This window comes from Flavobacterium sp. XS2P24 (assembly GCF_030010285.1).
In the GTDB taxonomy this organism is placed as follows: Bacteria; Bacteroidota; Bacteroidia; order Flavobacteriales; family Flavobacteriaceae; genus Flavobacterium; species Flavobacterium algoritolerans.
In genome coordinates, this window is sequence record NZ_JASCRU010000001.1 from 17,759 (window position 1) to 33,297 (window position 15,539).

14 protein-coding genes are annotated in these 15,539 nt (G+C 35.7%); 8 read left to right on the plus strand and 6 right to left on the minus strand.

Going from position 1 to position 15,539, the window contains the following annotated elements:
* The first annotated feature begins 249 nt into the window (after positions 1-249).
* The 6 genes from QLS31_RS00080 (at position 250) to QLS31_RS00105 (ending at position 6,475) form a co-directional block, all read left to right on the plus strand.
* Positions 250-1,398: an alpha/beta hydrolase-fold protein gene (locus tag QLS31_RS00080; RefSeq protein ID WP_282741572.1), complete on the plus strand. Its 1,149-nt coding sequence runs from the start codon at positions 250-252 to the stop codon at positions 1,396-1,398.
* Positions 1,398-2,759 (plus strand): DNA repair protein RadA, encoded by a 1,362-nt coding sequence (gene radA, locus QLS31_RS00085; protein WP_282741573.1) that lies wholly within the window; start codon positions 1,398-1,400, stop codon positions 2,757-2,759. The genes QLS31_RS00080 and radA overlap by 1 nt, the downstream gene beginning before the upstream one ends.
* A gap of 20 nt (positions 2,760-2,779) precedes the next feature.
* Positions 2,780-3,304, plus strand: a complete 525-nt coding sequence (locus QLS31_RS00090; RefSeq protein WP_282741575.1) for a hypothetical protein — start codon at positions 2,780-2,782, stop codon at positions 3,302-3,304.
* A 121-nt stretch (positions 3,305-3,425) separates the two neighbouring features.
* Positions 3,426-3,830, plus strand: a complete 405-nt coding sequence (locus tag QLS31_RS00095) for a hypothetical protein (RefSeq protein WP_282741577.1) — start codon at positions 3,426-3,428, stop codon at positions 3,828-3,830.
* 43 nt (positions 3,831-3,873) lie between these two features.
* Entirely contained in the window at positions 3,874-4,308 is a 435-nt protein-coding gene (locus QLS31_RS00100) for a hypothetical protein (protein WP_091172364.1), read from the plus strand.
* 199 nt (positions 4,309-4,507) lie between these two features.
* Positions 4,508-6,475, plus strand: coding sequence for a biosynthetic peptidoglycan transglycosylase (locus QLS31_RS00105; RefSeq protein WP_282741578.1), 1,968 nt, complete (start codon positions 4,508-4,510; stop codon positions 6,473-6,475).
* 48 nt (positions 6,476-6,523) lie between these two features.
* Here the strand turns inward: QLS31_RS00105 and QLS31_RS00110 are convergent, their stop codons facing one another.
* From QLS31_RS00110 to QLS31_RS00120, 3 genes are all read right to left on the minus strand, one after another.
* A complete protein-coding gene (locus QLS31_RS00110; RefSeq protein ID WP_282741580.1) occupies positions 6,524-7,561 on the minus strand; it encodes an aldo/keto reductase in 1,038 nt (345 codons plus the stop codon).
* Positions 7,562-7,928: 367 nt separating this feature from the next.
* Positions 7,929-8,870, minus strand: a complete 942-nt coding sequence (locus QLS31_RS00115) for an OmpA family protein (RefSeq protein ID WP_282713305.1) — start codon at positions 8,868-8,870, stop codon at positions 7,929-7,931.
* 162 nt (positions 8,871-9,032) lie between these two features.
* Positions 9,033-9,794 carry an exodeoxyribonuclease III gene (locus QLS31_RS00120; protein WP_282741583.1) on the minus strand — a complete coding sequence of 254 codons (762 nt, stop codon included), beginning with the start codon at positions 9,792-9,794 and terminating at the stop codon, positions 9,033-9,035.
* Positions 9,795-9,998: 204 nt separating this feature from the next.
* Between QLS31_RS00120 and QLS31_RS00125 the strand changes: the two genes are divergently transcribed.
* Positions 9,999-11,801 carry a lysophospholipid acyltransferase family protein gene (locus QLS31_RS00125; RefSeq protein WP_282741586.1) on the plus strand — a complete coding sequence of 601 codons (1,803 nt, stop codon included), beginning with the start codon at positions 9,999-10,001 and terminating at the stop codon, positions 11,799-11,801.
* Positions 11,802-11,868: 67 nt separating this feature from the next.
* Here the strand turns inward: QLS31_RS00125 and QLS31_RS00130 are convergent, their stop codons facing one another.
* The 3 genes from QLS31_RS00130 to QLS31_RS00140 are packed head-to-tail and all read right to left on the minus strand — an operon-like array spanning position 11,869 to position 14,092.
* On the minus strand, positions 11,869-12,333 hold the full coding sequence (locus tag QLS31_RS00130; protein ID WP_282741588.1) for a DUF2752 domain-containing protein: 465 nt from the start codon (positions 12,331-12,333) through the stop codon (positions 11,869-11,871).
* On the minus strand, positions 12,308-12,691 hold the full coding sequence (locus QLS31_RS00135) for a DUF4234 domain-containing protein (protein WP_282741590.1): 384 nt from the start codon (positions 12,689-12,691) through the stop codon (positions 12,308-12,310). The genes QLS31_RS00130 and QLS31_RS00135 overlap by 26 nt, the downstream gene beginning before the upstream one ends.
* Before the next feature lie 51 nt (positions 12,692-12,742).
* On the minus strand, positions 12,743-14,092 hold the full coding sequence (locus tag QLS31_RS00140) for a D-2-hydroxyacid dehydrogenase family protein (protein WP_349238925.1): 1,350 nt from the start codon (positions 14,090-14,092) through the stop codon (positions 12,743-12,745).
* A 144-nt stretch (positions 14,093-14,236) separates the two neighbouring features.
* On the opposite strand from QLS31_RS00140, the gene nhaA reads away from it, so the two are divergent.
* Positions 14,237-15,388: a Na+/H+ antiporter NhaA gene (gene nhaA, locus QLS31_RS00145; RefSeq protein WP_282741592.1), complete on the plus strand. Its 1,152-nt coding sequence runs from the start codon at positions 14,237-14,239 to the stop codon at positions 15,386-15,388.
* Positions 15,389-15,539: the final 151 nt, after the last annotated feature.

The window sequence follows — 15,539 nt, forward strand, 5'->3', positions numbered from 1 at the left end:
TTATTTTATCACTCAAAGTAAAAGTATTTAACTCCACAAGACACTGAATATCTGATTTACTTAACTCAAAATCAGATATTCAGTTGTTTTTTGTTTATCGCATTTTTCAGCTCCCTAAATCCTATTTATTTTTCTAAAAGCAAGTGCAATTCTGGCGCCTTAACTTTTCTTGTTTTTAAAATAAAAGTAAATAAAGTATTATATTGCTGTCTTATTTAGGTGTACTTTAATTTCTAAACGCTCCACATTATGAAACAACTACTACTATTCTTATTCTTCTCTATTACAGCATTTTCACAAAAAACCATCATCCCATTCGATTCAAACGCTTTGGGCGAAAGCCGTGAAATTACAATTGGACTTCCGCCTTCTTTCGAAAAAAACCCAAATAAAAAGTATCCGATACTTATTTTACTCGATGGCGATTACTTATTTGACCCATTTTATGGCGCTTTGAATTACGGTGCTTATTGGGATGATTTACCAGAAATGATTGTCGTTGGCATAAGCCAAAACAAAAATAACGAACGCTTTGACGACAGCACTTATGACGAGGCAGATGGAGTTCCTTCCGGAAAAGGCGCAAAATTCTTTGAGTTTATTGGTGCCGAGTTACTTCCTTATATCGAAAAAAAATACCCAGTTGCACCATTCCGAATCATTGCAGGACACGACACTACGGCGGGATTTTTAAACTTTTTTCTGTACAAAGACAATCCTATATTCAATGGATATATTTCATTAAGCCCGGAACTGGCTCCTGAAATGGAAAATATCATTCCAGAAAAACTTTCAAATATAAAACAACCTATTTTTTATTATCAATCCAATGGAGATGGCGACATAAAAAAAATTCAGGAATCTATAAAAAAACTAGACGAAAACATAAAACAGGTTACTAATCCTGAATTAAATTACAAGTTCGATAATTTTAAAGGCGCATCACACTATTCGCTTGTACTATACTCGATTCCAAATGCCTTATACCAATTTTTTGATGCTTACAAACCCATTTCATCTACTGAATACAGCGAAAAAATTGCTGTGTTGCAATCCGGTTACGTAGATTATTTGACCAATAAATATGCTGCTTTGTCCAAAAGTTTAGGTTTAAAAATACCTATTCGTGTAAACGATTTCAAAGCCATTGAAGCGGCAATTCTAAAAAACAAAGCGTATCCTGATTTAGATAAATTAGCTGAAATTGCCAATAAAAATTACCCAAAGTCAATGCTTGCCGATTATGAATTGGGTTTAATGTATGAAAAAATGGGCGACCCTAAAAAAGCGGCAAAACGCTATCAAAGTGCTTCTCAATTAGAGGAAATTGGCGACCTTACAAAAAACATGATGATGGAAAAATACGATGACATGACAAGCCAAACACCAAAAAAATAATGTCGAAAGTAAAAACAACTTTTTTTTGCCAAAACTGTGGCGCACAATATGCAAAATGGCAAGGACAATGCAACTCTTGTAAAGAATGGAATACCATTGCGGAAGAAATCATTCAAAAACAGGAAAAAACAGCTTGGAAAAGTGAAACTACTTCAACCAGTAAAGCACCGAAACCGCTACGAATAAAAGAAATTGATTCGGCTCAGGAAATCCGAATGGACACTACAGACGCCGAACTTAATCGCGTATTGGGTGGCGGAATCGTTCCTGGTTCCTTGATTCTTTTGGGTGGTGAACCCGGCATTGGAAAAAGTACGCTTTTACTTCAAATTTCCTTGAAATTACCTTATAAAACTTTATATGTTTCCGGCGAAGAAAGCCAGAAACAAATAAAAATGCGTGCCGAAAGAATCACACCAAGCGGCGACAATTGCTATATTCTTACCGAAACCAAAACACAAAATATCTTCAAGCAAATTGAAGCCATAGAACCGGAAATCGTGATTATCGATTCCATTCAAACCTTGCATACGGATTATATTGAATCCACTCCCGGCAGTATTTCTCAAATTAGAGAAACCACCGCTGAACTGATCAAGTTTGCCAAAGAAACCAATATTCCCGTGATTCTGATTGGTCATATTACCAAAGACGGAAACATTGCAGGACCAAAAATCCTGGAACACATGGTCGACACCGTTTTACAGTTTGAAGGCGATAGAAATCACGTATACCGAATCTTACGTTCGTTAAAAAACCGTTTTGGTTCCACTGCCGAAATTGGTATTTATGAAATGTTAGGCAATGGTTTGCGAGAAGTTTCTAATCCTTCGGAAATATTGATTTCACACAAAGATGAAGAATTATCCGGAACTGCAATTGCGTCAACATTAGAAGGCATGCGCCCGTTGATGATTGAGATCCAAGCCTTGGTAAGCACCGCAGTTTACGGAACACCGCAACGCAGCACGACGGGTTATAATGCGAAAAGGCTCAATATGATTCTGGCCGTTTTAGAAAAAAGAGCCGGTTTCAGGCTTGGCGCCAAAGATGTTTTCCTGAACGTGACGGGAGGAATTTCAGTAGATGATCCGGCGATAGATTTGGCTGTTGTAGCCGCCATTTTATCCTCGAATGAAGATATTGCGGTGAATAAAGATTTTTGCTTTGCCGGCGAAGTGGGACTTTCAGGCGAAATACGTCCTGTAAACCGTGTGGACCAACGCATTCAAGAAGCCGAAAAACTAGGGTTTTCGACCATTTTTGTATCCAAATACAACAAAATTGCGTTGAAAAATACCGGAATCAAAATACGATTGGTAGCCAAAATTGAAGATGTGGCGAGTGAGTTGTTTGGTTGATTTTAAAAAAACAATGTAAAATGAAATCGTTTCCAGAACACTTACAAATCGTAAATACCTTTCATGAACTTGGTGAAACCATTACTGCCGCCCAGTTTTTAATTGAAGAATACGGTTTAGAAAACCCCAATTTCAAAGGTTTCGAATTAAGAGAAAAAGCAAAGCCAGAGTTTATCCTAATGACTACCGAAGGCGCTCTTGGCGAACCACAAATCATCCGAATTCCTGAAAATACATTCGAATATCCATTGGAATTAATGCTCAATCTTTTGGCGCATGAAATGATTCACGTGAGTCAAAAAACAAAGGCAAACGTGATTGAAGACAAAAACGAAAGGGAATGGCAAGCGTATTACGAAATGCTTTTTCATGAAAAATTTCCTCAAATTCCTGAGCTTTCTGATTTTCACAAACGCTTCTTTGCAAAAAAAGCATTGGAATACTACAATAGAATGGGCGAAGGTTCTGAACTTCAATTAAAATATGCCAATCAAAAACTGGAAACTGACAATCTGATGTCTTTTCTAAATCCAAAAACAAAATAGCACCTTTCCTGTTTCCATGATTTCCTTATTTATTTCTTATTTTAAATAAAAATAATAAATCAGGAAAGGAATTCATTATTTTTTGTAACTTTATGTTTAACAATACTTTACGAAAATAAAAATGAAATCTTCACACCAAAATATGACTCATTTATACGAACACTTAGGCAAAGTGTTCTACTCAATTGCGGCCATAGACAAAACCATTCGTACAGAAGAAATCAACAAACTGAAACAAATAATAAAGACCGAATGGCTTCCGCTGGAAAACAGTTTTAATGAATTTGGGGATGATACCGCTTATGAAATCGAAATTGTTTTTGACTGGCTTGTCGCCAATGAATGGGAATTAGAACAAGTGTTTCCCGACTTTAAAATTTTCAGAGCAGAACACCCACACTTATTCACTCCGGAAATTAATGCCTTAATTCTAAAAACTGCCAACGCTATAGCTTCTTCATTTTCAGGAAAAAATAAATCAGAACACGTTCTAATAAGTCAACTAAGCGCGATTCTGTTGCAATAAAAACAGCAAAAAACAATCTATTTTAATTTAAAATATCAAAGACATGAAAAGACAAACTGGCATTTGGATAGACTCCTCAAAAGCAATAATTGTTGCTCTTGATGGTGATACAGAAAAAATTACCGAAATAGATTCTGAGGTTGAAAACAGCGTACATCATAATGACGAAGGTAATAAAGGAACTTTCTCAGGAGTTCATCATGGCAATAGCGACAAAAAATTTGACGACCGAAAAAAACAAGAGCTGGATTATTTTATAAAATCAGTGCTGTCTTATGTCAAAAAATCGGATGAACTTATTGTTTTTGGTCCCGCACAAACCAAAACTAAACTGGAACAAAAATTAATGACGGATCATTTAATTGAACCCGGAAAACTAAAAGCCGTAGAAACAGCAGATAAAATGACCTTAAACCAGATTGTGGAAAAAGTAAGACGCTTTTATAACCCTTTTGAATATAAAGAACCAAAACCCTAAAGCAAATTTAGCTGCTACACAATAATTTAAAAACTACAACGCTTTATGGTTGTAGTTTTTTTATTTAAAAAATCATTTTCCCCAATCAATATTCTAAAGAAAACCATAAAAATCTTTCCCTTAGTATTATTTTCCTTTTCTTTATGGCCGAGATTCCAAACGCATTGTATTTTAGATTGTATTACTTATTAAACTGTTTATGAAAACCGGAAAACAAAAATTAATTCTAGCAGCAAAAATACTTTTTGTATTGTTTGTCACTTTAATTATTGCTTTTTATATCTTTCGAGATGCCGTTTTGCAACAAACAATAGCAAAAGTTTCCAATGAAATGGAAGTGGATTACAACAGCTCTTTTACGATAAAAAAAGCTTCTTTTGACAGATTATCGGGTTTGAATCTTACCGAAATAATACTGGTTCCAAAAAACAGAGACACGCTTTTTAAAATCCAAAAACTAAAAACCAGCGTCAATTTATGGCATCTCATAACGGGCGATGTTCAGCTTGGAACTTTAGAAGTCCAGAACGGTTTTGTCCAGTTAGTAAAAAAAGGAAAAGTGAGGAATTTTGATGCTTTTCTAAAAAAAGACAATCAAACTGAAATACGCGACGAGAAAAGAGATTACGCCCAGTTTGCCTATAGAATCATCTCAAAAGCACTGAATTTAGTCCCGACGGATATGATCCTGGACAATCTTTCTTTTCGACTCAATGATAACGGAAAAAAAGCAACCATTAATTTCCAAAAACTGCGATTGGTCAATAAACAACTAGAAACATCCATTCAAGTTCAGACCAATACCATTTCACAACGATGGAGAATCAAAGGATTTGCCGATCCAAGAAATAAAAAAGCCGATATCCGTTTCGTCAATATTGATACTGGTGCCATCCAAATGCCGTATTTAGACGAACGTTTCAACCTGAAATCAAGCTTTGACTCTATTCGATTGAATATTCAAAACATAGATAGAGATGGCGACGAATTGCATATTGATGGCTTTATGGCTATTGCCAATTTAAAACTCAACCACCCGAAAATTGCCAGCAAAGATGTTATTCTTAAGAATGCCAAATTTGATTATCGATTCTTATTGGGTTCTGATTTTATTTCGATTGACAGCAGCTCAACAGTTCAGTTGAACAAGATAAAATTTCATCCTTACGTAGCTTACGAAACGGAGAAAGATACGATTTACAAACTCAAGGTTACTATCCCAAAAATGAAAGCGCAGGACTTTATCACCTCGCTACCTGACGGTTTATTCACCCACTTTCAAGGAATGGAAGCGAGCGGTACTTTTGATTACAAATTGGATTTTGCCTTCAACCAAAACAAACCGAATCAACTGGTTTTTGACAGTAAATTGAAGAAAGAAAATCTGAAAATCACAAAATACGGCGAAGCCAATCTCAACAAACTTAATGGCGAATTTGTCTATCGCGCACTTATAAAAAATGTGTTGCAACGTCCTATTTTAGTTGGTTCTGCCAATCCAAATTATACGCCTTTAGACCAAATTTCACCGTATTTAAGAAAATCCGTTTTAACTACAGAAGATCCTTCTTTCTTTTCGCATCGTGGTTTTATCAGCGAGGCTTTCAAACAATCCATCGTCAAAAACATAAGGACCAAAAAGTTCTCCCGTGGCGCCAGCACTATCAGCATGCAATTAGTAAAGAATGCTTTTCTGAGTCGAGAGAAAACCGTATCCCGCAAACTGGAGGAAATTTTATTGGTTTACATTCTGGAAAATAACCGAATTGTGAGCAAGGAACGCATGCTCGAAGTGTATTTTAATATTATCGAATGGGGTCCAAATGTATATGGAATTGGTGAAGCAAGTCAGTTTTATTTTCAAAAAACACCTTCGGAATTATCGCTGAACGAATGCTTATATCTCGCCCGAATTATTCCAAGTCCCAAGAAATTCATGTACCAGTTCAACGATCAAGGGATGTTGAAAGATTTTGCAGTAAAACAAGAATTTTTTCTAACGAATATTATGTTTCGAAGAGGACTTTTGACTCCAGAAGACACTATTTACAAATCCTTACCCATACTAATTTCAGGACCTGCACGATCTTTTATCAAATTCAAAGTACAAGATTCAACGCAAATAAAAGTGGATTCGTTATCCGTTGACGAGGAATTTGATCTTTAATTAAAAACAACCCTATCAGAGTTTTGAACTCTGATAGGGTTTATTACTTTACGGTGCCGGATCAGGAATCACGGCTTGCACTTCATCAATTGCTTTTAGAATTTCATCCGAAAGCGACACTTGAATCGTATCAATATTTTCTTTTAATTGTTCCAATGTTGTCGCACCAATAATCGTGCTGGTTACAAACGGCTGTTGTTCTATAAATGCCAAAGACAATTCCGTTAAAGTCAGTCCGTTTTTCTTGGCGATTTCCTGATACAATCTTGTAGCTTCAGTACATTGTGCGCTGTTGTATCTGGAATACTGCGGAAACAACTTGATTCTGGCATTTGGATGATCTTCACCTGTTAGAAATTTACCGGACAAAACCCCAAAAGCCATTGGCGAATACGCCAATAAACCCACATTTTCTCTCAGGCAAACTTCGGCCGAACCGTTTTCAAAAAGTCTGTTCAATAACGAATATGGATTTTGAATCGTTTTTACTCTTGGTAAATTGTTGTATTTGCTTTCCTCCAGAAAACGCATGATTCCCCAAGGATTTTCATTTGAAAGTCCGATGTGTTTGATTTTTCCTTCTTTGATAAAACCGTCCAATGTTTCGAGAACATTGTGAATGTTATCTTCCCAAGCATCATCCTGAACTTTGAAACCGCGTTGTCCAAAATAATTGGTTTTGCGTTCCGGCCAATGTAATTGATACACATCAATATAATCCGTTTGTAAGCGTTGTAAACTATTATCCAATGCAAACTTGATACTGGCTGGTGAGAAATCTAATTTCTCTCTCATGTAGCCAAAATTTGGACTGGGTCCGGCAATTTTAGAAGCCAAGACTATTTCTTCTCTTTTTCCTGATTTTTTGAACCAAGTTCCAATAATTTTTTCTGTACTTCCATAAGTTTCCTGACGCGCTGGAACCGAATACATTTCGGCAGTGTCAAAGAAATTGACTCCGTTTTCTAAAGCATAATCCATTTGGGCATGACCATCAGCTTCTGTGTTTTGTTGTCCAAAAGTCATGGTTCCAAGACAAATTTTGCTGACTTTTATATCAGTATTGGGTAAAGTAGTATATTTCATTTTTAAGGAAATTTTATTTTATTTTTCGAAAACAAAGATAAAATTAGTTTGTGGTTTAAATTTACAGTTAACAGAAAATTGAGAAACGTTTATTTATAACTAAACGGGATATTTAAAAAAATAAAACCGCTAATTCGCCAATCGAAACCTTCCATCGAAAGATGAAATTAGCAGATTTGCGATTAAGAAAAGGTTCTTTTTTTAACCATTAAGAAATTAAGTTTCATTAAGAATCAAAACTTAATTTTCTTAATTTCTTAATGGTGAAACTTAAAAAACACTAGACGATTTACAATACGTCTCGTAGAAAACAAAAAAGGCTCAAAATAAAAAACTCTGAACCTTTCTGTCTTTAACACTTTGAACCTTAATTTATCTCATTCAACATTTCGGCGATTTCGTCTAATCTTGGCGTTAAAATTATTTCGATTCTACGGTTTTTAGCTTTCCCATCTGCAGTTGAATTGCTTGCTAATGGAGAGAATTCTCCTCTTCCGGCAGCCGTTAAATTTTGTTTATTGATTTTCTTGTTTTCGCTTAAAATAGCAACTATTGCTGTCGCTCTTTTGGTCGATAAATCCCAGTTATCCGCAATTGGTCCTGAAGCCGTAAAAGCATCATCATCCGTATGACCTTCGATGAGTACTGAGATATCCGGGTTGTCACCCAAAACTTTTCCAACTTCAATTACTGCTTTTTTCCCTTCGGAACCTACAGCCCAACTTCCCGAATTGAAAAGTAGTTTGTTCTCCATAGAAACGTACACTTTTCCGTTTTTTTGTTCTACTGTCAAGCCTTTTCCTTCGAAACTGTTCAAGGCTTTAGACAAGGTTTCTTTTAGTTTTTTCATGCTCGCTTCTTTGGCAGCAATCAAATCTTCTAATTCTTGCAAACGTTGTGCGCTTTTGCTCAATCGCTCTTGTTCTAATGCCAATGCTTTTCCTTTCTCGTCTAATTGATCCAGTAAATCACGGTTTTTCTTCATGTTGCTTTGCAAAGCATCACCGCTATTTTTTTCTAAAGCGGCGTATGAATCCTGCAAGACTTTGAATTTATTTTGAGCCGCTGCGTAATCTGCTTTCAATTTATCCAGTTCTGCTTTGGATTTACTCAAATCAGTTTTTAAGCCGTCACGGTCTAATTCTAATTGGTTTTTAGCTTTTAGCAAATCGGCATTTTCATCTGCTAAACTTCTGTTTTCTTTTTTTAAATCGGTGAACTTACTTTCTAAGTCGTTGTATATTTTCTTGGACACACAAGAAGTTGAAAGCGCCAATACTAATAATCCGATGGAAACTCTTTTAATCATTTTGTTTGTATTTATGTTGTTTCTAATGTTGTTTTGAAAGCAAAATTTTAAATTGTATCGAATGCCCTAGCCGCGATAAAAGTGAAAATCCTTGTTGTTTTTTCTTTAAAAACAACAAGATTGCAATCTCGTCTTTAGGACGAGACGGGAAATAGCTCCAGATTACTCGATTTCTACCAGAATAGGGCAATGATCCGAATGCACGGCATCTGATAAAATAACGGCTCTTTTTAATTTATGTTTTAAAGAATCGCTGACTAAATTGTAATCGATACGCCAACCTTTGTTGTTTCCTCTGGCTCCGGCGCGGTAACTCCACCACGAATATTGATGCGGTTCACTGTTGAAATGACGAAAACTATCCACAAATCCAGACTTCATAAATCCATCGAGCCAAGCTCTTTCTTGCGGCAAAAACCCGGAAACATTTTTGTTTCGGATTGGATCGTGAATGTCAATTGCCTCGTGACAAATGTTATAATCCCCGCAGATAATTAAGTTTGGCGTTTCTTTTTTAAGTTCGTTGATGTAGGTTTGAAAATCATCCATGAACATGAATTTATGGTCCAATCGATCGATATTTGTCCCTGATGGCAAGTACAAACTCATCACTGAAAATCCATCAAAATCAGCGCGAAGGTTTCTTCCTTCGAAATCCATGTGGTGAATTCCGGTTCCGTGAACGACATTATTAGGCTTGATTTTAGAAAGTATAGCTACGCCACTATATCCTTTTTTGGTTGCTGAATAGTAATATTGGTACGGATAACCCACTTTTGCAATATCTTCGACTGGGATTTGGTCTTCGGTAGCCTTAATTTCCTGAAGACAAATAATGTCCGGATTTGCGTGTTGCAACCAGTCAATAAATCCTTTTGAAATGGCGGCTCTGATTCCGTTTACGTTGTATGAAATAATTCTCATTAAAAAAAAATTTTGAATTTCTTCCGAAAAACTATTTTTTGCCTGCGGTTGTCAGGAACCCACTTTTTATTTTCTCGGAAAAAATTATATTGTTTAGATGTGGGTTTCAAATGTAACAAAAAACTAGAAGTTTGATTCAGAAAAATAGAGAAAATGGAGTTTTTTGCTATCTTTGTTTCTTGCTCTAAAAAAACAAAAAAATACATGGGTTTAGTAACCGCGAAAGAAGTTGCAAAAGCAATAAATGCAGACAAGTACGGAGTTCTGGGGACTTTTTCTGGCTGGATGCTAATGAAGGTGCTAAAAATCTCTACCTTAAACAAAGTATACGACAGAAATAAACATTTAAAAGACGTTGCGTTTTTAAATGGGGTATTAGATGATCTACAAATAAAATTCGAAATTCCGGAAGAGGATTTAAAACGCTTACCAAAAGACGGTGCTTATATCACCATTTCAAATCATCCATTAGGAGGAATTGACGGTGTTTTATTATTGAAATTAATGCTTGAAAGAGAACCTAATTTCAAAATCATCGCCAATTTTCTTTTGCATCGCATTGCCCCTCTCAAAAAATACATCATGCCTGTGAATCCCTTTGAAAATCACAGGGATGCTAAGTCAAGCGTGGTGGGAATCAAAGAAACCTTACGTCATTTAAGCGATGGAAAGCCGTTAGGAATGTTTCCTGCGGGAGAAGTTTCTACGTATAAAGACGGAAAATTAATGGTGGATAAACCTTGGGAAGAAGGTGCTATTAAAGTAATTAGAAAAGCCCAAGTTCCTGTTGTTCCCATTTATTTTCACGCTAAAAACAGTCGATTATTTTATTTACTTTCTAAAATAAGTGGCACTTTTAGAACGGCAAAACTGCCTTCGGAAGTGTTTAGTCAAAAACATCGTGTGATAAAAGTACGTATTGGCAAACCTATTTCGGTAAGTGAACAAAACGAACACGCAACGATTGAGGAATATTCCGAGTTTTTGAGAAAGAAAACCTATATGCTCGCCAATCCTTTCGAGAAAGAAAGTAAATTGCTGACGCCTCCAAACTTGAAACTTGCTAAAAGTCCGAAGAAAATTGTTACTCCTGCCAATAGTGAGAAAATGATTGCCGAAGTAGATGCTTTAAGAAGCACGGATTGTCGTCTTTTACAAAGCAAAAACTACGAAGTTTTCTTTACTGAAGCTGCTAAAATTCCAAATATTCTGCACGAAATTGGCCGTCTTCGAGAAATCACTTTCCGCGAAGTTGGAGAAGGAACAAACGAATCCATTGATTTAGACAAGCACGACCAATATTACCATCATCTTTTTTTATGGGATAATGAAGCCCATAAAATTGCTGGTGCGTATCGAATGGGTTTAGGTTCTGAAATTTATCCGAAATACGGAATAAATGGTTTCTACCTCAACGACTTATTCCGATTTGAACCGGAATTAAATGATATGATGCACAAGTCTATCGAAATGGGCAGAGCTTTCATCATCAAAGAATACCAACAAAAACCAATGCCTCTTTTCTTGCTTTGGAAAGGAATTATGCACACTACTTTGCGTTTTCCAGAACATAAATATTTGCTTGGTGGCGTGAGTATCAGCAATCAATTTTCTGATTTCTCAAAATCATTGATGATTGAATTCATGAAGTCCAATTATTACGATCCTTATATTGCACAATACGTTCACCCTAAGAAAGCTTACAAAGTAAAACTGAAAGATGCCGATAAGGATTTCATATTTGACGAAGCCGAATCTGATTTGAACAAGTTTGATAAAATCATTGATGAATTGGAGCCAGGAAGTTTGCGTTTGCCGGTTTTGATTAAAAAATACATCAAACAGAATGCAAAAGTGGTTGCTTTCAATGTGGACCCGCTGTTTAACAATGCTGTTGACGGATTAATGTACATCAGAATTGCAGATATTCCGGAAAGCACCATGAAGCCCGTAATGGAAGAATTTCAGGCTGAACTGGAACGAAAATTAAATGACAAAGAAGATTAATATCAATTAGATATATAAAAATCCCGTCTCGTCCTAAAAAGACAAGACGGGATTTTTTATTTCTAGTTTATCTCCAGATGGATTCTTTCAAAATAGAATCTAAAGAATTGTTATTTATAAAGAAAATCAATCTTATGATATGATATCCAACTAGAAAAATACCCAAACTATAGGCTAGTCTTTTATTGTACATAACAGTATTAAAATACTCTTTTTTAGTAATTAATTCCATAGACAGTATAACAATGCTGACAATACTAAACGCAATCACAAAAGGACCTAATATATGATAGCTTATGCTCTTGCAAAAATCTCCCTGATAAAAATAAACCAATGATTTTGTAATTCCACAACCCGGGCATGGAAAGCCTGTAATCATTTTGAAAGGACACAAAGACTGATCGGTCTCAAGATGATTATCATCATTAAAAAACATTAAAAAAAACGGAACCATGAGTGTGAAAACAGCGCCTATAATTCCGTAAATTTTACGTTTATCTTTACTATTAATTGTATAATTTATTGATGTCATTTTGAACTATCATTGCGGCAATCATTGGAAAGAAAAGCCCTAAAATAAGCAGCAAAACCGTATCGTCTTTTTGAGCTGAACCAGATCTATGATATACATCAGGAAGTCCGTCTCTGCCAGCTAAATAAAAGAAATAAATATTTACAGGATAACAACAGCCCGCAAATATGGCAATGGGTTGTGAAATAACTTCTCTCTCAGAAACAGCATTAAAAACTTCTGCAATTTTAATATTCCAATAGATTAAATACAATCCACAGGTTAAAAACCCAAAAATTAATACTAATACTGGATCTACTTTAAATACTGGAATGGGTTTCCTTGGAGTGTTCCAAGTTTCTTGTGCGATTTCTTCCATTTTGGTTTGGTTTGGTTAAATTTAAGTTAGTAAATATTGAAATTAAAAATTTTATTGAAATGCTGTATCGATTGGCTCCCAAAGTTCTATCTTATTCCCTTCGACATCCAGAATCCATCCAAATTTTCCATACTCATAAGACTCCATATCACCCACAATTGTTACACCCTCCTCTGACAATTTTTGTAATAATTTTTCTAAATCATCCACTCTAAAGTTTTGCATGAACTGTTTCTCGCTTGGTGCAAAATAATTGGTATCATCTGCAAATGGCGACCATTGGGTAGAACAATCATTCCCATCTTTATCTTTCCACCAAAAAGTGGAACCATATTGATCCGTTTTTAAACCCAGGTGTTTTCCGTACCAAGCTACCAGTTCTTTAGGATTTTTTGATTTAAAAAAGAAACCTCCAATTCCCGTGACGCGTTTCTCCGGCTCCGCATCTTTGGCTTGACCAAAATACTTTGCTTTTATTTTATCAACGATTACTTGCGCTAATCGTTCATGGCTTTCGAATGTCCAACCAGCAATATGTGGACTCAGAATCACATTCTTAGCTTTCAACAAATATTGAAAAGCTTCGGGAGTATTTTTATCTTGAAACAGCGTTTCGAATGACAACTTCTCGTATTCCAAAACATCTAAACCAGCTCCTAGAATTTTTCCGGATTGCATGGCCGAAACCAAATCGGCAGTGACAATATTCTTGCCACGAGACGTATTTATAATCCAAAAAGGTTTGGCGAATCCATTGATAAAATCCACATCAACCATTTTATCTGTTTCGGGAGTCCACGGAATATGCAAACTCACTACATCTACTTTTTGCTGGAATTCTTCCAATGAAACCTGCTTTGCATTTACATCACCTACATTTTCCTGAATGTCATAACACAACACTTCGACATCAAAACCACGGAGTTTCTTGGCTAATGATTTTCCCATATTTCCGTAACCAATAATCCCCACTGTTTTTCCGTCAAGTTCATGGCCACGATTGCTTTCACGGTTCCAATGTCCGGATCGTATCTCTCTGTCCGCTTCATTTAGTTTATTAAAAAGCGACAATATCATCCCTAATGTATGTTCGGCAACGGCATTTCGATTTCCTTCGGGAGCAGCGATAAGCGTAATGTTTTTGGATGCTGCATAATCGCAATCGATGCTTTCTAATCCGGCTCCAACGCGTGCAATGAATTGCAAATTTGTGGCTTTGTCCAAGAAAACCTTGTCAATTTTGAATCTGCTTCGAATGACAATTCCCTGATAATCTTGAATTTTAGATTCAATTTCTTCTTTTGACGACGTAAAATCGCTGTGATTTATAAATCCAGACTGTTGCAATTGATCCCAAAGCAAGGAATTATTGCTATCGATATGAAGGACTTTGATATCCATAAAAGTAGTATTTTTTGATACTTCAAATTAACAAAAAAATTACGGTTTATTGTTTTATCGAAGGAAATTAGCTTATAAAATCGTAAATTAGCTTTCTCAATTTTTATTATAAATCTCATGCTTATAATAAATGAAAAAACAAAAATGAAATTAACGAAAACATTCAACGCTTTTTTTGAAAGCGAAAAAGCCGGTGGACTCTTATTACTTTTTGCAACAATACTCTCTCTTTTATTAGCCAATTCATCCATTCAAACTGAATACATAGCTTTATGGGAAACCAATATTGGAAGTCATTCCATAACACATTGGATTAATGACGGCTTAATGGCTATCTTTTTTCTTTTGATTGGTTTAGAATTAGAACGCGAAATGTACCAAGGGGAATTATCCAGTATTAAAAATGCCGCTTTACCTATTTTTGGCGCATTAGGCGGAATGGTTGTCCCGGCCGGAATCTTTTTACTGTTAAATTTTGGAACCATCACACAAAACGGAGCCGGAATCCCTATGGCTACTGATATTGCTTTTGCTATTGGAATCCTGTCACTTTTAGGAAATCGTGTCCCTACATCTTTGAAAGTATTTCTGACTGCGCTTGCCGTAATTGATGATTTAGGTGCTATTATGGTAATTGCCATATTTTACACGGACACTATTGCTTTTTTGAATTTGTTTATCGCTTTTGCCATTATGGGTGGTTTATTTATCCTTAACCGAAGAAAAGTACACAGCCTCGTTCCTTATTTGATTGGTGGTGCTGCGATGTGGTATTTTATGTTAAATTCTGGTGTACACGCAACGATAACCGGAGTGTTATTGGCTTTTGTAATTCCGTTTGGTGATGGAGGTAAAAAAACTTCTTCGTATCGCTTACAGCATTTTTTACATAAACCAGTGGCGTTTTTCATCCTTCCGTTATTTGCTATAGCAAATACCTGCATTGCCATAAATTCAGATTGGCATGAGGGATTGAATCATCCCAACACAATTGGAATTATGCTGGGTCTCGTGGTAGGGAAACCATTGGGGATCTGGTTATTTTCATTCCTAGCTGTCAGTTTAGGAATTTGTACGCTGCCAAAAGACCTAAAGTGGAGCAGTATTCTAGGTGCAGGAATGCTGGGCGGAATAGGTTTTACGATGTCTATTTTTATTACCCTTCTTGCTTTCAAAAACGACGGAGAAGAAGTCATTACCTATTCAAAAATTGCGATTTTGATTGCTTCCTTTATTGCGGGAGCAGTTGGTTTTTTATGGTTAAAATTTAATTTGAAACCTGCTAAAGTAAAATAAACACAACCTAATTAGATAAATTAAAATCAATCTAGCCTTTTTCTTTATGTGATTTTTTACTTATTTTTGAAAATGGAAAAAACAATTAACGATTTTAGCTTTGGTCTACTTTTATGGCAAGTATTTACAGTATGTTTTTTAGTTGTAATTC